The 18,487-nt window shown below is 64.9% G+C and carries 14 protein-coding genes; 7 read left to right on the forward strand and 7 right to left on the reverse strand.

The window, feature by feature from the left end; translation table 11 throughout:
- Positions 1-37: 37 nt before the first annotated feature.
- Entirely contained in the window at positions 38-952 is a 915-nt protein-coding gene (gene rapZ / locus ACPXYO_RS17245) for an RNase adapter RapZ (RefSeq protein ID WP_423923171.1), read from the reverse strand.
- A gap of 72 nt (positions 953-1,024) precedes the next feature.
- The gene (uvrC, locus tag ACPXYO_RS17250) at positions 1,025-2,899 is read right to left on the reverse strand and encodes an excinuclease ABC subunit UvrC (protein WP_423923173.1); all 1,875 of its coding nucleotides are present in this window, start codon (positions 2,897-2,899) and stop codon (positions 1,025-1,027) included.
- Positions 2,900-3,172: 273 nt separating this feature from the next.
- Here uvrC and ACPXYO_RS17255 point away from each other — a divergent pair, with 273 nt between their 5' ends.
- The 5 genes from ACPXYO_RS17255 to ACPXYO_RS17275 all read left to right on the forward strand — a co-directional run bounded on the left by ACPXYO_RS17255 (position 3,173) and on the right by ACPXYO_RS17275 (position 8,836).
- The gene (locus ACPXYO_RS17255) at positions 3,173-3,508 is read left to right on the forward strand and encodes an STAS domain-containing protein (protein WP_423923175.1); all 336 of its coding nucleotides are present in this window, start codon (positions 3,173-3,175) and stop codon (positions 3,506-3,508) included.
- A gap of 8 nt (positions 3,509-3,516) precedes the next feature.
- Positions 3,517-4,689, forward strand: a complete 1,173-nt coding sequence (locus ACPXYO_RS17260) for a PP2C family protein-serine/threonine phosphatase (RefSeq protein ID WP_423923177.1) — start codon at positions 3,517-3,519, stop codon at positions 4,687-4,689.
- An 85-nt stretch (positions 4,690-4,774) separates the two neighbouring features.
- A complete protein-coding gene (locus ACPXYO_RS17265; protein WP_423923179.1) occupies positions 4,775-5,203 on the forward strand; it encodes an ATP-binding protein in 429 nt (142 codons plus the stop codon).
- Positions 5,196-6,512 carry an ABC transporter substrate-binding protein gene (locus tag ACPXYO_RS17270; protein WP_423923181.1) on the forward strand — a complete coding sequence of 439 codons (1,317 nt, stop codon included), beginning with the start codon at positions 5,196-5,198 and terminating at the stop codon, positions 6,510-6,512. The genes ACPXYO_RS17265 and ACPXYO_RS17270 overlap by 8 nt, the downstream gene beginning before the upstream one ends.
- A complete protein-coding gene (locus ACPXYO_RS17275; RefSeq protein WP_423923183.1) occupies positions 6,509-8,836 on the forward strand; it encodes a sensor histidine kinase in 2,328 nt (775 codons plus the stop codon). Before ACPXYO_RS17270 ends, ACPXYO_RS17275 begins: the two co-directional genes overlap by 4 nt.
- Positions 8,837-8,850: 14 nt before the next feature.
- Here the strand turns inward: ACPXYO_RS17275 and ACPXYO_RS17280 are convergent, their stop codons facing one another.
- Complete coding sequence (locus tag ACPXYO_RS17280; RefSeq protein WP_423923185.1) at positions 8,851-9,429, reverse strand: carboxymuconolactone decarboxylase family protein; 579 nt, start codon at positions 9,427-9,429, stop codon at positions 8,851-8,853.
- Between the two features lie 30 nt (positions 9,430-9,459).
- The gene (gene uvrA, locus ACPXYO_RS17285; protein ID WP_423923187.1) at positions 9,460-12,312 is read right to left on the reverse strand and encodes an excinuclease ABC subunit UvrA; all 2,853 of its coding nucleotides are present in this window, start codon (positions 12,310-12,312) and stop codon (positions 9,460-9,462) included.
- A 224-nt stretch (positions 12,313-12,536) separates the two neighbouring features.
- Between uvrA and ACPXYO_RS17290 the strand changes: the two genes are divergently transcribed.
- Entirely contained in the window at positions 12,537-13,628 is a 1,092-nt protein-coding gene (locus ACPXYO_RS17290) for an S-(hydroxymethyl)mycothiol dehydrogenase (RefSeq protein WP_423923189.1), read from the forward strand.
- Here ACPXYO_RS17290 and uvrB read toward each other — a convergent pair.
- On the reverse strand, positions 13,625-15,739 hold the full coding sequence (uvrB, locus tag ACPXYO_RS17295) for an excinuclease ABC subunit UvrB (RefSeq protein WP_423923191.1): 2,115 nt from the start codon (positions 15,737-15,739) through the stop codon (positions 13,625-13,627). The two genes, ACPXYO_RS17290 and uvrB, sit on opposite strands and share 4 nt — an antisense overlap.
- Before the next feature lie 178 nt (positions 15,740-15,917).
- On the opposite strand from uvrB, the gene ACPXYO_RS17300 reads away from it, so the two are divergent.
- Complete coding sequence (locus tag ACPXYO_RS17300; RefSeq protein ID WP_423923193.1) at positions 15,918-16,427, forward strand: hypothetical protein; 510 nt, start codon at positions 15,918-15,920, stop codon at positions 16,425-16,427.
- 47 nt (positions 16,428-16,474) lie between these two features.
- Here ACPXYO_RS17300 and coaE read toward each other — a convergent pair whose 3' ends face one another.
- Entirely contained in the window at positions 16,475-17,104 is a 630-nt protein-coding gene (gene coaE / locus ACPXYO_RS17305; RefSeq protein ID WP_423923195.1) for a dephospho-CoA kinase, read from the reverse strand.
- Between the two features lie 29 nt (positions 17,105-17,133).
- On the reverse strand, positions 17,134-18,459 hold the full coding sequence (rpsA, locus tag ACPXYO_RS17310) for a 30S ribosomal protein S1 (RefSeq protein ID WP_423923915.1): 1,326 nt from the start codon (positions 18,457-18,459) through the stop codon (positions 17,134-17,136).
- Positions 18,460-18,487 lie beyond the last annotated feature (28 nt).

Raw genomic sequence — 18,487 nt, forward strand, 5'->3', positions numbered from 1 at the left:
CCGATCTACCGTTAGCTGTCTAGCGGGCTGGCGACGCTTAGCGGGCGATGTCGCGGTGGCGGCAGTGCAGATCGTGGCCCTGTTCCGCCAACAGGCGAGTCACTTCTTCGGCAATGGCGACGCTGCGGTGCCGACCGCCTGTGCAGCCCAGCGCAATCGTCAGGTACGACTTGCCCTCGGTGCGATAGGACGGCAACAGTGCGTCGAGCAGCGGCATGAGGTGCTCCAAGAAGGTGCCAGTAGCCGGCTGGCCGAACACCCACTCGCGTACCCCGGGATGTAGCCCGGTGTACGGCCTCAGCTCGGCCACCCAGTGCGGGTTCGGCAGGAAACGGCAGTCGAACACCAGGTCAGCTTCCCGCGGCACACCGTGCTTGTAGCCGAAGGACATGATCGCAGTTCGCATTTGAGGCTCATCGCCGGATGCGCTGAATTCGTCACGCACTCGGTCGCGCAGGTCGTGGACGTTCAGATCACCCGTGTCGATGACCACGTCGGCGGTCTCGCGCACATCGGCGAGCAACTCCCGCTCGAGCTCGATGGCGTCGATGACCGAGTCGGCCACCGGCTCCGCGCCAGACGGTTCCCCTGGAGGGTCTACGGCGGGCAGATCGCCGGTGTGCAGGGGATGGCGGCGCCGAGTGTCGTCGTAGCGCCGCACCAGCACGTCCGTGGGTGCATCCAGGTAAACGACCCGCACCGTCGCGTTCCGCTCGCGCAGCTGCGTTATCGCCGTTACCAAGTCCTCTCGGTATTCCCGGGTACCTGCCACCAGCGCCACGCGGCGCAGCCGGGCACCGGGCCGGGCCACCATGTCCGCCACGTCGCCGATGAGGTGCGGCGGCAGGTTGTCGATGACGAACCAGCCGACGTCCTCGAGCGCATTCGCCGCCGTGGAGCGGCCTGCTCCCGACAGGCCAGCCACGATCACGAACTCTGGCCCCTCAGCCACGATGCCGATCGTATTGGGCCGATCGTATTGGGCCGATCGTATTGGGCCGCGGGTACGGGAACGCCGCGGGCCTCAGGAGCCTGCCAGCGCCTCGGCAGGGTGCGTAGCGGCGTACACCGCCTCCGCAACAGCGTCCGGCAGCCAGCTCAAGGCCCGCAACTCCTCCAGCGTGGCCGCCTTCACTGCGCCGACACTGCCGAACTCACGCACCAGGCGTGCCCGTCGCTTGTCCCCTAGGCCCGTGATCCCGTCGAGCACCCCGCGCTTCATCGCCTTGCCGCGCAGCCGCCGGTGGTACGACACGGCGAACCGGTGGCTCTCGTCGCGCACCCGCTGCAGCAGGTACAGCGCCTCAGACTGGCGAGGGATCCGCAACGCCTCGGACCGGCCCGGCACGAACACCTCCTCGAATTGCTTTGCCAACGCACACACCGGGATCTGCTCTCGCAACCCCAATTCGTCGAGAACCGCCGCCGCAACGCCGAGCTGCCCCTTGCCGCCGTCCACCACGAGCAACTGGGGCGGGTACGCGAACCGCCCCTGTTCGGATGCCGGCAATTCCCGTTCGGTCAAGTAGTTCCGCAACCGGCGGCGCAGCACCTCGTCCATGGCGGCATAGTCGTCATTGCCCGGGACGTTGCGAACGCGGAAGTGGCGGTACTCGCTTCTGCGGGGCAGGCCGTCTTCCAGCACCACCATCGAGCCGACGTAGTTGGTGCCCTGCAGGTGGCTCATGTCGTAGCACTCGATGCGCAGCGGCGGCCGCGGCAGCTCCAAGTGCTCCGCCAGCTCGTTCAGTGCACGGGCACGGCTGTTGTGGTCGGTTCCACGGCGCAAGCGGTGCCGCGCGAGCGACTCACGTGCGTTGTGCCGCGCTGTTTCCATAAGCGCTCGCTTGTCGCCGCGTTGCGGGATGCGCAGCGTCACCCGAGATCCGCGCTGCCCGCTCAGCCATTCCTCGTAGAGACCCGCCTCCGCGGGGGCCTCAGGCACCAGCACCAGCTTCGGCCAACCGAGCGGATTCTCGTCGTGGTATAGCTGCTCCAGAACACGTGCCACCAACTGTGGGCCGTCGAGCTCCTCGACTTTGTCCACGATGAACCCCCGCTGGCCCATCACCCGGCCCTTGCGCACGAAGAACAGCTGGACGGCTGCCTCGAGCTCGTCGTCGCTCATGCCGATGACGTCGAAGTCCTCGTTGCGGGTTCCGGCGAGCTGCTGCTTCTCGATCGCCCGACGAACGCTGGCGAGACGGTCTCTCAGCCGGGCGGCGAGCTCGAATTCGAGTTCCGTCGAGGCGTCGGCCATGCGCTGTTCAAGGTCGTTGACGATGGCGTCGGTGTCGCCTTCGAGGAAGCGAACCAACTCCCGGACAAGCCGGTCGTATTCGTTCCGCCCGATTTCGCCCACACACGGTCCGGCGCACTGCTCGATGTGGTAGAGGAGGCAAGGGCGGCCGAGCCGCTGATGGGTTGCCAGCTTGCTGTCACTGCACGTGCGGATCGGGAAGGTTCGCAAGAGCAAGTCGAGTGTTTCCCGGATGGCGTACGCATGGCCATACGGTCCGAAGTACCGATTGCCTCGCTTGCGACGCCCGCGCATGACCATCGCTCGCGGCCACTCGTCGAGCAGTGTCACCGCCAGGAATGGATACGACTTGTCGTCCCGCAGCCGGACGTTGAACCTTGGTTGATGCCGCTGGATGAGGCTGTACTCGAGCATGAGCGCCTCGACCTCGGTGGAAACCTCGATCCACTCGACCGAAGCAGCCGTGGCGACCATCTGGGCGGTGCGATGGTGCATCCCCGCGGGATCGCCGAAATAGCTGTTCAGGCGCGAGCGCAGGCTCTTGGCCTTGCCTACGTAGATGATCCGTCCGTCCGCGTCCAAGAACTGGTAGCTCCCCGGCGTATCCGGTACCGATCCCCCCTCAGGACGTAGGCCCACACTCGCAGGCTAAGAGACGGGAGGCGCATGCAGCGAATCCCCGGTGAGAAGCGGCCCGCTCCGTTCTGTGTGCAGAAATGCCGCCATAGGCGGCAAAATTGCGCAGAGAAGACGTGGCACACCCGTACAGCCACGCATAGGTGGATACCGCGAGGGCGTGTAGTAAGTTGCGCCGACGTAGGGCCAAATCTTGACGCGCCTGCTTGGGCGTACCCCGGGATTGGAATGATGCGGTCAATCCACATCACGTAGCTGTGCAGGAGGCTGCAAAATATGGAACTCGCACAGGAGCGGGACGCAGGCACAAACGTGATCAGTCCCGCGGGCCGGGTGGATGGATCGAATTCCGCCGAATTCCACGAGGCGCTGATGGCAGCTCTCTCGGGCGATGACAACCGCTTCATCCTCGACATGGGCGGCATCGACTACATCAGCAGTGCCGGCCTGCGTGTGCTGCTGCTGATCGCCCAGCATCTCGGCAGCAGTTCGACGCCATTCGCCGTCTGCTCCCTTGCAGCCTCGGTCGACGAAGTGTTCCGGATCAGCGGTTTCAATCAGATCATCACGGTGTACGGGACGCTCGACGAGGCGAAGGCACAACTGGCGTAGTCGCGCCCATGTCCGAGCCCTGGCGCATCCTCGTCGTCGACGACGAGCCTGATCTCGAGCCGCTCGTCCTGCAGCGGATGAGAAGGCACATCCGCAGCGGCAAGTACGAGTTTGTGTTTGCGGGCAACGGCCTGGAGGCGCTGGAGAAGCTGCGGGCGGACGACACCATCGACCTGGTGCTGTCGGACATCAACATGCCGCAGATGGACGGGCTGACCCTGCTGTCGCAACTCGGCTCGGTCGATCGCGACCTGCGAGCAGTGATCATCTCCGCCTATGGCGATATGGCCAACATCCGCACCGCGATGAACCGCGGTGCCTTCGATTTCGTCACAAAACCCGTCGACTTCGACGACCTGCAAATCACGATCGAGCGCACTGTCGAGCACCTCAGGCAGTGGCGAGAGGCCACCGCATCACGCGACAAGCTCGTCACGCTCCAGAACGAACTCGACATTGCTTCGAACGTGCAGCAATCGATCCTGCCCGACGATTTCCCTGCGACGTCGGCATATGAGATCAACGCCAACATGGTGCCGGCTCGCAACGTCGGCGGCGACTTCTACGACTACGTCGCAGTGCCGAACGACCGGATGTTCGCAACGGTTGCCGACGTGTCCGACAAGGGCATCCCTGCAGCGCTGTTCATGATGTCGAGCAGGACAGCCCTCAAGGGCGCTGCCATCGGCACCGGCTCGCCACGAGAAGCACTGATCGAAGCGAACCGTGTCCTGCAAGCGGACAACCCCACCTTCATGTTCGTGACCGTCATCATGGCGGTCTACGACCCCAATAGCGGCGAGGTGGTATACGCCAGTGCTGGGCACGACCCGCCAGTCGTCGTCCATCCTGACGGCAGTGCGCTGCAGATGCCCGCAACCGGTGGCATCGCCTTGGGCATCGCCCCCGAAGCGGTCTTTGCGAAGAACCTGACAGAGAACAAGATGACACTGGCCCCCGGCGAAACCCTGGTCCTGTACACCGACGGCGTCAGCGAGGCGATGAACGTTGACCAAGAAGAGTTCGGCCTCCAACGACTCCTGCAGATTTTCAACGGCAGACCGCCCCAGAACGCCAAGGAAGCAATGACCGCGATCTTCGACGCGGTAGCGGAGTTTGCCGGCGAGGCTCCCGTCTCGGACGACATCACCTGCCTGGCCTTGCACCGGAGCGCGTCGTGAAGCACGCGAACCGACCGACCGAGGATTCGACTGTCCTGCCCCAAGGCGCCCCGCGCCGGGGAGCCGCCACCACCGAGCATTACTCATGCGACGTTCGTTGAACATCACCCCCGTGCCGGGCGCTGCGGCGGCCGAGGCGCTTCCACGAATCGTCGCGTTCGTGGAGGAAATGGCCGAGCTGGACGATTGGGCGCCGGATCTCGTCTTGAGGTCGAATCTCATCCTCGAGGAACTCATCCTGAACACGCTCACGCACGGGCGCACCAGCGGGCTCAGCGATATCGAGATCACATTGGAGAGTGGCGTGAACTCGGTCACGATCACCATCGTCGACGACGGCGCGGCGTTCGATCCGTTGACCGACGAGCCATCACCCGACACCGAATTGCCCCTGCAGGAGCGGTCGATCGGCGGGCTGGGCCTGCACCTGGTTCGCACCATGGCAGAAGATCTCGCGTACAAGCATGCCGATGGCAAGAACCACCTGACGCTGGTCGCCCGGGCTGGTGCCTGACAGAGCGCCGCCGCGCCTGCGCCTGTCATCGCGGCGGCCTGCCGGCGCCTCGGCGGCGGTCCTTGCAATCTTCGCCGCCGCGCTGCTGGGCGCATGCAATGGATCGGAACCAGGCACCCCGGATGACGGCGAGAGTTCCGGCGACGTGACTGCGACGCTGGCTCGCCCAACCGTTCCAGAGACGCTGAACATCGAGACCGGTGTGTACGACGATCGGGTGGTGTTCGGCCAATCGGCCGCGCTGAGCGGACCTGCCGAAGCACTCGGCCGTGGAATGGAACTCGGGATTCTGGCAGCGTTCAACGAGGCCAACCGGGCCGGCGGCGTGAACGGGCGCCTCCTCGAACTCGTGTCACTCGACGACGCCTACGAGCCCGAAGCAGCCATCGCCAACACACGCGAGCTCATCGAAAACAACGGAGTGTTCGCCCTGATCGGCGCCGTGGGGACGCCGACGTCCCGTTCAGCCACGCCTGTGGCTGCTGGGGCCGATGTGCCGTATGTGGCGCCGTTCACTGGGGCCGGATTCCTGCGGAACGACGACTGGACGAACATCATCAACCTCCGTGCCTCCTACGCCCAGGAGACCGAGGAGATGGTGGAGCGGCTGACGGTGGACCTAGGCATCGAACGCATCGCGGTGCTTTTCCAGGACGACTCGTTCGGTCGGGCTGGTTACTTCGGCGCGCTCGCCGCTTTGGACCGGCGTGACATGGAGCCCGTAGCGATCGGCTTTTATCCCAGAAACACCACGGCCATCAAGTCCGCTCTGCTGGACTTGAGGTCAGGCAATCCCGAGGCCGTGATCATGGTTGGCGCATACGGACCCGTAGGCACCCTCATCACCTGGGCGCGAAACACCGGGTTCGACCCCGTCTTCATCACGCTCTCGTTCGTCGGTGCGAATGCACTCGCAAACCAGCTCGGTGCCGACGGCGAGGGCGTGCTCGTCACCCAAGTCGTGCCGTTCCCGTTCGACGAATCCACGCCGATCGTGGCCGCCTATCAGGCCGCCTTGCGTCAGGAGGACCCCGGGGCGGTACCAGGCTTCGTGTCGCTCGAGGGCTACATCGCAGGAAGGCTCGCGATCGCAGGATTGGAGCAATGCGATGGCTCGGTGACGCGCGAGTGCTTCCTGAACGCGATCTTGGGCGCCGACGAACTCGACATTGACGGTTTCACCATGAACTTCGGCGACGGTGAGACGATCACCGACGACAACCAGGGCTCCGACGCCGTCTTCGTCACTCAGATCGGCCCCGACGGTTTCTACCGCTCCCTCGACACGTTGACGAGCACAGATCAATGACCGACGCAGCGACCACCGAAGAGACACCGCCACCCAACGGCGCCGCCGTCAAGCCTGAAGCGGCCTCCCAGACCGACGGGTCTGCTGTTGACGCGCAGCCTCTCGCCACATCCGGCGATGGATCTGGGGGCAACAACGACATACATGAACACCGCAAGCCCGCAATTCACCACCGGATCTCGACCCAGATGTACGCGGGTATCGCCGCCCCGCTGTTGCTGACGCTGGCCGCCAGCGTCGTCGCCTGGATCTCGTTCACCCGTGTCGGTGAAGCCGAGAAAGAGGTCACCGGAGGAGCCATCCCAGAGCTGAGCGCAGCGTTCGGCGTTGCCGAGTCCAGCAACCGCCTCGTGGCAGGCGGCCCGCGGCTGGCGTCCTCGACACCTCAGGACTTCTCGGCAGTGGTTGGTGAGATCGCAGCTGCGCAAGGCGAGTTCGAGACGCAGCTGGACTTGCTGTGGCAGCGCGGCACGGGCTCGATGTGGCTCGGCGAGATGCGCGGATTCGCGGCGCAGCTCAGTTCGAATATTGATGCCATCGAGTCCGAGATGCCCGAGTACTTCACGCTCGGGCAGCAGGCAGACGAGCTCAGGTTCGAGGCCGATGCGGCCGTGCGAGACCTCGAGCGCCAGATCGTGCCGGCGCTCGACGACCAGCTCTTCTACTTGGTCGCCGGACAACGAGATCTGGACACACCGCCCGTGTCCGAGGCCATCCACAGGTCCGACGAGGAAGTGCGGCTATACCGCCACTGGTCCGCATTGGGCGGCGACGTCGCACGGTCGGCAGAGCTGCTGGCAAGCGCATTCAGTGCCTCCCAGTCGGCATTGATCGAGCCGCTGCGAGAAAGCTTCGAATCAGCGAGGGATCGCATTGAGATCAGCGTCGCCACGCTCGACGACGCCGCTGGCCCCGAACTGCGACCAGCGGTTGACCGCCTGTTCGCCCTGGGACTCGACGACGGCAGCGTCTTCGACGTCATGGAGCGGCGCCTGCAGATCGAAGAGACCCAGCGCCAGCTCCTGGCCCAGAATCAGGGATTGGGCGTCGATTTGGTGGGCGAGATCGAGTCGCTCGTCGGTGCCGTGCAGACCGATGTCGATTCGGCCACTGACGCCTCGGCACAGGCCGTGAGCACTGGGCGCCTGCTGCTGATCGTCATCAGCATCGTCGGCGTTCTCGGCGCGCTGGCAATCAGCTGGCTGTTTGTCGGCAAGCGGATCCTGCGGCGCGTCGGCCAATTGTCCAACCGCATGAGGGCCCTGGCCGGCGGCGACCTCGAAACCCCCGTCGACACCAGGGGCCGGGACGAAGTCGCCGAGATGGCCGACGCTCTCGAAGTGTTCCGGCGAGACGCGCTGGAGGTGCAACGGCTCAACCTGGTCGAGAAGCTGGCCAACGAGCTGAGCGAACGCAACGAGCAGCTGTCCCAGACACTCGCTGACCTGGACCGTGCGCAGGACCAGATCGTGGCGAACGAGAAGCTGGCAGCCCTCGGCGAGGTGACCGCTGGCGTCGCCCACGAAATCCGGAACCCGCTGAACTTCGTGAAGAACTTCGCCGAGTCGTCCGACGAGCTTCTCGAAGAACTGCTCGAGGCGATCGCCGACCCGGAGCCGGCCGACGACCACGCCGACTACATCACCGAGATCACGGGCGACCTCAAGCAGAACCTGAATCGCATCCGCTCACACGGCGACCGGGCCAATCGCATCGTAGAGAGCATGCTCATGATGGGACGGGGCGGCGGCGAATCACGCCCCGTGGAGATCAACGCGCTGCTCGACGAGCACGCCATGCTCTCGTACCACAGCGCGCGGGCACAGGATCCCGATTTCAACGTAACCATTGAGCGGGACTTCGACCCCGAGGTGGGCGAGTTGCAGGTCATTCCGCAGGACATGGGCCGGGTGTTCCTCAACTTGGTCACCAACGCTGGCTATGCCGCGAACCAGCGGTGGCGGGAGCTCGGCGGCGATCCGGGCAAGATGGTCTCGATTGGCGACGCTGACGACACGCCCTATTTCCCGACCATCTGGCTCAGCACCCGCCGAACCGATGAGTCGGCGGTGATCTCCGTACGCGACAACGGCACCGGCATCCCGCCCGATGTTGCTCAGCGGATCTTTGAACCCTTCTTCACCACCAAGCCCACGAATGAAGGCACGGGGCTGGGATTGGCGATGTCAAACGACATCGTGCGAGGTCACGGCGGTCAGATCACGGTGGACAGCGAGCCGGGCGAGTACACCGAGTTCACCGTGGAACTGCCGCTCGTGCCCGTGACGCGATCCGAAGCAGAGGACGCCGCCGCGGCGACCTGATCAGAGCGAACCGATCAAGTCTCGTCCCCGAAGGGATCCTCCCACTCGGGCGGCAGCGGGATCTCGAAGGCATTCAGCGTCAGCGAGATCAAGCAGTAGTAGCCCACCGTCGTCACGAGTTCGATGACGCCCTCGGCGCCGAATTCGGCGACGGCATCGGCGTAGGTCTCGTCGCTCATGCGATGCGACTCGAGCAATTCAGCCGCTACCCGGTGCGCGATGGCCTCTTGCCCGGTGAACTCTGCTGGCCTGCCTTCCCGAAGCGCATCGAGGTGGCGCTGCTCGATGCCTGCTGTCCGAGCCAAGCGCTCATGTGCGGCGAATTCGAACTTCGACTGGTAGTGGGCTCCAACTGTGCATATCGCCGCTTCCTTGACCGTCTCGGGGAGTCCGCCTGCGAACCGGACTGCGGCACCCAGTGCCTGGGTCGGTCCTCCGATGGCAGGGGCTCGCACCCAGACGCCGTAGGGACCCACGATGCTCTTGACAGACAGATCGGCGGTCGCCGAGCTGCGCGGACCGCTGCGCAAGGCCTCGTACACCTCGCGCCCGCCTCCGGTCAGCTCTTCGGGGGTGATCTCGGGCAGTCTCATCTGCTCGCTCCTTCGCTCACGATGACTCGTTCAGCCGACCAGCGGCGCCAGATACCGACCGGTATGAGATTCCGGTGTCGCCGCCACCTGTTCGGGGGTTCCCGCGGCAACGATGGTGCCGCCGCCGATGCCTCCCTCGGGTCCCATGTCGATGATCCAGTCGGCGGTTTTGATGACGTCGAGGTTGTGCTCGATGACCACGACGGTGTTTCCGCCGGTGACCAACCGATCGAGCACGCCCAGCAGCCGTCGGATGTCCTCGAAGTGCAGACCGGTCGTGGGCTCGTCAAGGATGTAGATGGTGTGGCCTGTCGAACGCTTTGACAGCTCGCTGGCCAGCTTGACCCGCTGAGCCTCGCCCCCCGACAGCGTCGTTGCGGGCTGGCCCAACCGGATGTAGCCCAGGCCCACGTCGACAATCGTCTGCATGTGACGCCGGATCGGCGGCTGCGCCGAAAAGAACTCGAGGGCGTCCTCGCACGGCATATTGAGCACGTCGGCAATCGTCATGCCCTTGAACCGGATCTCGAGCGTCTCTCGGTTGTAGCGAGCGCCCTTGCACACCTCGCACGACACGTACACATCGGGCAGGAAGTGCATCTCGATCTTGATGTTCCCGTCACCCGAGCAGGCCTCGCACCGGCCGCCCTTGACGTTGAAGCTGAACCGGCCCGGCAGGTAGCCCCGCACCTTCGCCTCGTTCGTGGCGGCGTACAGCTTGCGGATGTGGTCGAAGACGCCGGTGTAGGTGGCGGGATTGGACCGAGGTGTGCGTCCGATCGGCGACTGATCGATGTCGATGACCTTATCGAGAGCCTCGACGCCTTCAATCGAGGTATGCAAGCCGGGCACCTGCCGGGACGAGTAGATCCGCTGCATCAGCGACTTGTAGAGGATCTCGTTCACCAGTGTGCTCTTGCCGGAACCCGACACACCGGTCACGCAGATGAAGCAACCCAGCGGGAACTCCACGTCGATCTTGAGCAGGTTGTGTTCCCGTGCGCCGCGCACCAACAAGCGGTCGGCGCCGCGAGGGCGGCGCTGCGACGGCATCGGGATCTCCCGGACACCTGAGAGGTACTCGCCCGTCACGGAGCCCGGCGCGCCGCTCAGGCCGTCCACCGGCCCGCTGTAGACGATCTGCCCCCCGTGTTCCCCGGCTCCGGGGCCGATGTCGACGACCCAGTCCGCGACCGAGATTGTCTCGAGATCGTGCTCCACGACCAGCACGGTGTTGCCGAGGTCGCGCAGGTGCAGCAGCGTGTCGATCAGGCGGCGATTGTCACGCTGGTGCAGCCCGATGGACGGTTCGTCCAGGACGTAGAGCACGCCTTCGAGTCCGCTGCCGATCTGACTCGCCAGTCGGATGCGCTGGGCCTCGCCGCCGGCCAGCGTCGCCGCCGAACGGTTGAGCGTGAGGTAGTCCAGGCCCACATCCAGCAGAAAGTTCAGCCGAGCGTCGATCTCCTTGACGATCGGTGCCGCAATGATGCGCTGGCGATCGGTGAGTTCGAGGCCGTCAATGATCTTCGCCGCTTCGCCGATGGAGGCTGAGCACAGCTCGAAGACGTTGCGACCGGCGACGCGTACCGCCAGCGACACCTCGTTGAGTCGTGCACCATCGCAGGTTCCGCATGGAACCTCGCGCATATAACCCTCGATGCGGTTGCGCGACCAATCGCTTTCGGTATCGGCGTGGCGGCGGCGCAGGAACGGGATGACGCCCTCGTAGCGAGTCGTGTAACTGCGCGAACGGCCATACCGGTTGCGATAGCGAACTGTGATCTGCTCGCCGGGCGGTGCACCTTCAAGCAGCAGCTTGCGCTGACCCGCTTCGAGCTGGGACCACGGCACGTCAAGGGGGATGCTGTGCTGTTCGCCGACCGCCTCGAGCAGCCGGATGAACCACTTGCCGGTGGCGCCAGCCCACGGGGCAAGCGCTCCGGCGGCAACCGACAGCTCGTTGTTCGGAACGACCAACTCGGGATCGACTTCATATCGAGTGCCGAGGCCATCGCACGTGTCACAGGCGCCGTACGGGGAGTTGAACGAGAAATTGCGCGGCGCCAGTTCCTCGAACGAGCGGCCGGAGGTCGGCGAGTACAAGTGCTGGCTGAAGGTCAGCATCTCCGATTCGGCTGTTTCGCCGTTTCGGGGCGGGACCATGTGGATCCACACGTGACCGTCAGCTAGGCCCAGCGCAGCCTCCACAGACTCGGTCAGGCGCTGCTCAATCTCGCTGCGCATCACGAGCCTGTCGACGATGACCTCGATGTCGTGGTTGACATAGCGGTCCAGGCGCTCGATCTCGTCGGCGTTGCCAAGGTCCAGCACTCCGCCGTCCACCCGTACCCGTGCGTAGCCCTGCCGTGCAAAGTCGCCCAGCTGCGTGTGGTAGTCGCCCTTGCGCCCGCGCACAACCGGAGCAAGCACCTCGAAACGGCTGCCGGGGGCCAACTCCATGATCCGGTCCACGATCTGCTGCGCTGTCTGGCGCTCGACGATCTCGCCCGTCTGCGGATCATGCTGAACGCCGATACGGGCGTACAGCAGCCGCAGGTAGTCGTACACCTCGGTGATCGTGCCCACCGTCGAACGCGGGTTGCGGCTGGCGCTCTTCTGATCGATGGAGATTGCCGGCGAGAGACCCTCGAGGAAGTCCACGTCGGGCTTGTCCATCTGCCCAAGGAACTGTCGCGCGTAGGCCGACAGCGACTCGACATAGCGCCGCTGGCCCTCGGCGTAGATGGTGTCGAAGGCGAGCGACGACTTTCCGCTGCCCGACAATCCGGTGAAGACGATCATGCGGTTGCGGGGCAACTCGACGTCCACGTTGCGCAGGTTGTGCTCCCGCGCGCCGCGGACGATCAGTCGCTCACCCATGCAGTGCGATCCTACCTGTGCCCCCTGTTGTCTCCCCGGACACAAACAGAAGTTCGTCGGGCGCCACGCCAACGCCTTGAACGTTGCCTCAATCGGCAGAACTAGGGTCGCGATCGCCAACGTGTGCAGGGTGCCGGGGCCTACGAGGCGCGGCCGGAAACCTGACGCCAAACACCCGAGACAACCATCCAAGACAACCACCCGAGAACGAACTGGGAGCGGTCATGCCATACGAAGTACGAGGAGTCGTGGCGAAGGCTGTAGGCGAACCGGTCAGTGTCGAGACCATCACGGTTCCCGACCCCGGACCTGGCGAAGTGATCGTCGACGTGCAGGCGTGCGGTGTGTGCCACACAGACCTGCACTACCGCGAGGGCGCCATCAATGACGAGTTCCCGTTCTTGCTCGGGCACGAGGCGGCAGGCGTCATCTCGGAGGTGGGTGACGGTGTCACAAGCGTCGCCGTCGGCGATTTCGTGGTCCTCAATTGGCGAGCGGTCTGCGGCAACTGCCGGTCGTGCGAACGGGGCCGCCCGTGGTACTGCTTCGCAACGCACAACGCATCGCAGAAGATGACGCTCGACGGCGTCGAACTCTCGCCGGCGCTGGGCATTGGAGCATTCGCTGAGAAGACCCTGGTGGCAGCAGGACAGGCCACCAAGGTGGACCCTGCCGCCCCGCCCGAGGTGGCCGGGCTCATCGGCTGCGGGGTGATGGCCGGCTTGGGCGCAGCGATGAACACCGGCGGCGTCGGTCGAGGCGACAGCGTGGCCGTATTCGGCTGCGGTGGCGTCGGCGACGCAGCCATCTGCGGTGCACGGCTCGCCGGAGCGCACACGATCATCGGCATCGACATCGACGACCGAAAGCTGGAATGGGCCAGCGAGTTCGGTGCCACCCACACCATCAACTCGGGGGGCATGAGCAACGACGAAGTCGTCGAAGCAATCCGAGAGTTGACCGAGGGCAACGGCGTGGATGTTGCCATCGAGGCAATCGGACTGCCCCAGACCTACGAGCAGGCCTTCTATGCCCGCGACCTGGCGGGGACCGTTGTGCTGGTCGGCGTGCCGAATCCCACCATGAAGATCGAACTGCCGATGATCGAGGTCTTCGGCCGAGGCGGATCACTGAAGAGCTCGTGGTATGGCGACTGCCTGCCGAGCCGGGACTTCCCAATGCTCATCGACCTGCACCTGCAAGATCGGCTGCCGCTCGATCGGTTTGTCAGCGAGACGATCGGCATCGAGGGGGTCGAGGAGGCTTTCGAGAAGATGGAGCGCGGCGAGGTATTGCGCTCAGTCGTCGTCATCTAGGCGCTGGCGTCTCTGAGGTCTCGGCGGAGTTCGCGTAGCTCGTCGCGCAGGCGGGCTGCGTACTCGAATCGGAGTTCGGCGGCCGCCTCGGCCATCTCCTCCTCCAGCGAGGCGACGAGGCGGGTGAGATCGTCGGGCGGGAGGTCGCCGTAGGCGGCTCGCATCCGCTCGGCGTTGACGCGCCCTGACGCCAACTTCTCGGGCACAGGAGCGGTCTGGGCAGGGCCCCGCAACACCTCCAGGATGTCGGTGACGGCTTTGCGAATGGTCTGCGGATCGATGCCGTGCTCGGCGTTGTACGCCTGCTGCAGACCGCGGCGGCGATTGGTCTCGGACACGGCACGCTGCATTGAGGGAGTGAACTGGTCGGCGTACATCACGACCTGCCCGTCGACGTTGCGTGCGGCTCGGCCGATGGTCTGGATGAGCGACGTCTCGCTGCGCAGAAAGCCTTCCTTGTCGGCGTCGAGAATTGCCACCAGGCTCACCTCGGGCAGGTCGAGGCCCTCTCGCAGCAGGTTGATGCCCACCAGCACATCGAATTGCCCAAGCCGCAGGTCCCGGAGAATCTCGATCCGCTCGATGGTGTCGATCTCGCTGTGCAGGTAGCGAACCCTCACACCCAACTCCAGCAAGTAATCGGTGAGATCTTCCGCCATCTTCTTTGTGAGCGTGGTCACGAGCACCCGCTGGCTCTGCGCTGTGACCCGCTCGATCTCGCCCATCAGGTCGTCGATCTGGCCCTTGGTCGGACGCACGACAATCTCGGGGTCGACCAAGCCGGTGGGCCGGACGATCTGTTCGACCACCTGGGAGCTCGTCCGCAGCTCATAGTCCCCGGGCGTGGCCGACAAGAAAACGACCTGGTTCAGCCGATCCATCACCTCGTCGAAGCGCAACGGCCGATTGTCCCGCGCCGAGGGAAGCCGGAAGCCATGTTCGACCAGGGTGTCCTTGCGCTTCCGGTCACCGGCGAACTGCCCGTGCAGCTGGGGCACCGCGACATGACTCTCATCGATGACCATCAAGAAGTCATCGGGGAAGAAATCCAGCAATGTGTACGGCGGCTCGTCGTAGGTCCGCCCGTCCAGGTGCATCGAGTAGTTCTCGACACCGTTGCAATAGCCCAGCTCGCCCATCATCTCGAGGTCGTACTCGGTGCGCATGCGCAGACGCTGTGCCTCGAGCAGCTGGTTGTTCTTCTCGAAGAACTGCAATTGCTCTGCGAGCTCGGCTTCGATCTTGCCGATCGCGACCCGCAGCTTGTCCTCCCCGGTGACGTAGTGCGACGCAGGGAACACGGTGACCTCTTCGAGTTCACCCAGACGCTCACCGGTCAGCGGGTCGATTCGGCTGATGCGGTCGATCTCGTCGCCAAACAGCTCCACCCGCACCAGGAACTCCTCGTAGGCGGGATGGATTTCGAGCGTGTCGCCGCGCACCCGGAACCGGCCTCGAACAAGGTTCATGTCGTTGCGCTCGTACTGCATGTCGACCAGACGACGCAGCACTGCACGCTGTTCGACCACCTCGCCCACACGCAGGTACAGCATCTGGCGCAGGTATTCGGAGGGCGCGCCGAGCCCGTAAATGGCCGAAACCGATGCCACCACGATGACGTCCCGACGGGTCAGCAGCGCCGCCGTGGCCGAGTGGCGCAGGCGGTCGATCTCGTCGTTGACGCTGGAGTCTTTCTCGATGTAGGTGTCCGAGGCCGGCATGTAGGCCTCAGGCTGGTAGTAGTCGTAGTAGGAGACGAAGTACTCCACACGATTGTCGGGGAAGAATTCACGGAACTCGTTCGCAAGCTGCGCCGCCAAGGACTTGTTCGGAGCGAGCACCAGCGTCGGACGCTGCGTGCGTTCGATTGTCCACGCGATCGTGGCGCTCTTGCCCGAGCCGGTGATGCCCAACAGCGTCTGGAACCGGTCCCCGCGGCTGACGCCGTCTGCCAACTCTGCCACCGCGCGCGGCTGGTCTCCGGCGGGCTCGAAGCCCGCCTCGACCCGGAACGGATAAGCGGCGGTTGGCTTCGGCAACCAGGGACGGGTTTGACCGGTCTCGTCCCATCCAGGATCCCCGTGTGTCGGGGCCGTCGAAACCGATGCCATGATTCCGAGGCTAGGGCCGGGACGCGTCGCCATCCCGCCAGCGCCAGCGCGTCCGAAGGGGGACACTGTTGCGGCGACCCGCGCCGTGGTGGCCCCCTGCGGCCAGCCGGTGTGGTTATCCTGCCGCGCTGACTACCGACCTAATGAAACTCGACCTCACCACCGCACGAGACCGCCCATGAGCCGCGACGAATCCGACGCCCCTGCGCCACCCGAAGACGCGCTCGACGACGCCTCGATCGACGACGTCATGCTCGACGACGACATCGAGCCGATGGAGGAGGATCTCGAGGCCGAAGAGCTGGGGGTCGGGGATCCCGACGATGACCTGGCCGACGACGTCGACAACTTGGATGTCGATGAGACGACCCCTGACGAAAAGGACTCGAAGTCGAGCCGCGAGGTGCCCGATGGTGTGCGCCCGACCGAGGACGAAGACGACGACGAGGACGACGAGGAACTTGAAGCCGACCTCGGAGAGATCCTCAAGGAACGACTCGCGTCCGAAGACGACGACGAGGACGACGAGGACGACGAGATCGGCATCGTCACCGGCTCGCGTTCGTCCTCCAAGCAGGAAGACGAGATCCTCTGCGAGGGCTGCTTCCTGCTCGTCAAGCCGTCGCAATACGACACGCGGTCGCCGGAACCCAGCTGTCCGCACTGCGGAACACCGCTCGCCTACTGAGTTGACGCGAGGGCCTGGCCGACCGGGGACGGCCCTCGTCGAGCGCTTCAGGCCGCAGGTTCGCTGTGCGGCAGTGCGCTCGCCCATGCGAAGGCCGCGTCGATTGCGGTCTCCAGCTCAGCTAGATCACCTGAGTTGTCGATGACCCAGTCGGCGATGGCGAGGCGCTCTTCCCGAGGCAATTGCGCGGCGATGCGCGCACGTGCGTCGTCGGCAGAGAACCCCCGAGAGCTCACGAGACGCTCGACAGCGACGTCGGTCGGTGTGTCCACGACCAGGATCCCGCTCGTGTGATAGCGGGGCCGTTGCCCCTTCGCCAATCCCTCTCCGAGCAGAGGGATGTCGAGCACGACCATCTGGTCCGTCCCCTCCAGCTCGCCGAGCCGGCGACGAATCTCACGACCGACCGGCGGATGAGTGATCGCATTCAGATCAGCGAGCGCGTCAGGGTCAGAGAACACGATTGACGCGACTGTGCCGCGGTCCAGCGTGCCATCGGGAGCCACGATGTCGTCTCCGAAGCGCGCCACCATCTCAGCGAAGACCTCGCCCCCGGGATCTTGCTGCCCGCGGACAATTGCATCTGCATCGATGAGCCCAGCCCCGCGCAGCACAAACCCTGTCGCGACAGTGCTCTTGCCGCTGCCGATGCCACCGGTCAGCCCGACTGCGATCATCAGACCGCGTTCGCAGGGGAGCGGACGGGCTAGCCGTCACCCTCAGGGGCGGCCGCGGCGGGCTCACCGTCGGGACCCTGATTCTCATAGTGCGCGAGGGCCTGGCGATAGGCCTCTTCGCCATGCTCCTCGTAGTACTCGCGCCACGCCCGCTCGGCTTCTGATTCCTCGCCTGCGGCCGGCGTCTCATAGCTGAACTCGCCGATGAAGTTGCCTTCCTCGTCGTAGGCATGATCGCCGAACGCTTCGCGGTATTCCTCCGCAACCACGCCACCCTCAGCCGCTTGCTTGATCGACAGGCTGATGCGCCGGCGCTGCAGGTCCAGATCGATGATCTTCACCCACAGCTCCTCGCCGGGGGTGACGACCTGCTCAGGAAGCTCGACGTGGTGCGCGGACATCTCGGAGATGTGCACCAGGCCCTCGATGCCGTCGCCGACCTGCACGAATGCGCCGAAGGGCACCAGCTTCGTGACGCGGCCGTAGACCAACTCTTCCACCCGGTGGCTGCCGGCAAAGGCTTCCCAGGGGTCCTGCTGTGTCGCCTTGAGCGAGAGCGAAATGCGCTCGCGGTCGCGGTCGATCTCGAGCACCTCCACCGTCACCTCGTCGCCGATGCTGACGACCGAGCTCGGGTGATCGACGTGCTTCCACGACAGCTCAGACACGTGGATGAGGCCGTCCATGCCGCCGAGGTCCACGAATGCGCCGAAGCTGACCACCGAAGAGACCCGGCCGGTGCGTCGCTCGCCGCGCTTGAGGTCGCGCAGGAAGCCCTCTCGCTCCTCCTTGAGGCTCTCTTCGAGCCAGGCGCGCCGGCTGAGCACCACGTTGTTGCGGTTCTTGTCGAGCTCGATGATCTTCGCTTCGAGTTCGCGGCCCACATAGGGGGCCAGATCGCGGACTCTCCGGAGCTCGACCAGCGACGCTGGCAGGAAACCCCGCAAGCCGATGTCGACAATCAGTCCGCCCTTCACGACTTCAATAACAGGACCCTTGACAACACCGTTGGACTCGCGGATTTCCTCGATGCGGCCCCACGCTCGCTCGTACTGAGCCCGCTTCTTGGACAGCACCAAGCGGCCGTCGGGGTCTTCCTTCTGGAGGACGAGCGCTTCGATCTGGTCGCCGACATCGACGACCTCGGACGGGTCGATGTCGTGTCGGATGGACAGCTCCCGTGACGGGATGACGCCCTCGGACTTGAAGCCGATATCCAGCAGCACCTCATCGCGGTCGACACGCACGACGGTGCCGGCCACGATGTCGCCGTCGTCGAACTCGACGATGGTCTGCGCGACGGCGTCCTCGAAGGAGATGTCAACCAAGTCGTCGAGAGTGACGGTGCGCGGCACGTACTCGCCTGCATCGGTAAAGGTGCCG

Source organism: Candidatus Poriferisodalis sp. (assembly GCF_965237655.1).
Lineage (GTDB): Bacteria > Actinomycetota > Acidimicrobiia > Acidimicrobiales > Poriferisodalaceae > Poriferisodalis.

Coding starts and splice junctions, on each gene's coding strand:
- ACPXYO_RS17255 (WP_423923175.1), top strand. CDS start 3,173: ATGGAACTCGCACAGGAGCGGGACGCAGGCACAAACGTGATCAGTCCC.
- ACPXYO_RS17260 (WP_423923177.1), top strand. CDS start 3,517: ATGTCCGAGCCCTGGCGCATCCTCGTCGTCGACGACGAGCCTGATCTC.
- ACPXYO_RS17265 (WP_423923179.1), top strand. CDS start 4,775: ATGCGACGTTCGTTGAACATCACCCCCGTGCCGGGCGCTGCGGCGGCC.
- ACPXYO_RS17275 (WP_423923183.1), top strand. CDS start 6,509: ATGACCGACGCAGCGACCACCGAAGAGACACCGCCACCCAACGGCGCC.
- ACPXYO_RS17280 (WP_423923185.1), bottom strand. CDS start 9,429: ATGAGACTGCCCGAGATCACCCCCGAAGAGCTGACCGGAGGCGGGCGC.
- uvrA (WP_423923187.1), bottom strand. CDS start 12,312: ATGGGTGAGCGACTGATCGTCCGCGGCGCGCGGGAGCACAACCTGCGC.
- ACPXYO_RS17290 (WP_423923189.1), top strand. CDS start 12,537: ATGCCATACGAAGTACGAGGAGTCGTGGCGAAGGCTGTAGGCGAACCG.
- uvrB (WP_423923191.1), bottom strand. CDS start 15,739: ATGGCATCGGTTTCGACGGCCCCGACACACGGGGATCCTGGATGGGAC.
- ACPXYO_RS17300 (WP_423923193.1), top strand. CDS start 15,918: ATGAGCCGCGACGAATCCGACGCCCCTGCGCCACCCGAAGACGCGCTC.
- coaE (WP_423923195.1), bottom strand. CDS start 17,104: ATGATCGCAGTCGGGCTGACCGGTGGCATCGGCAGCGGCAAGAGCACT.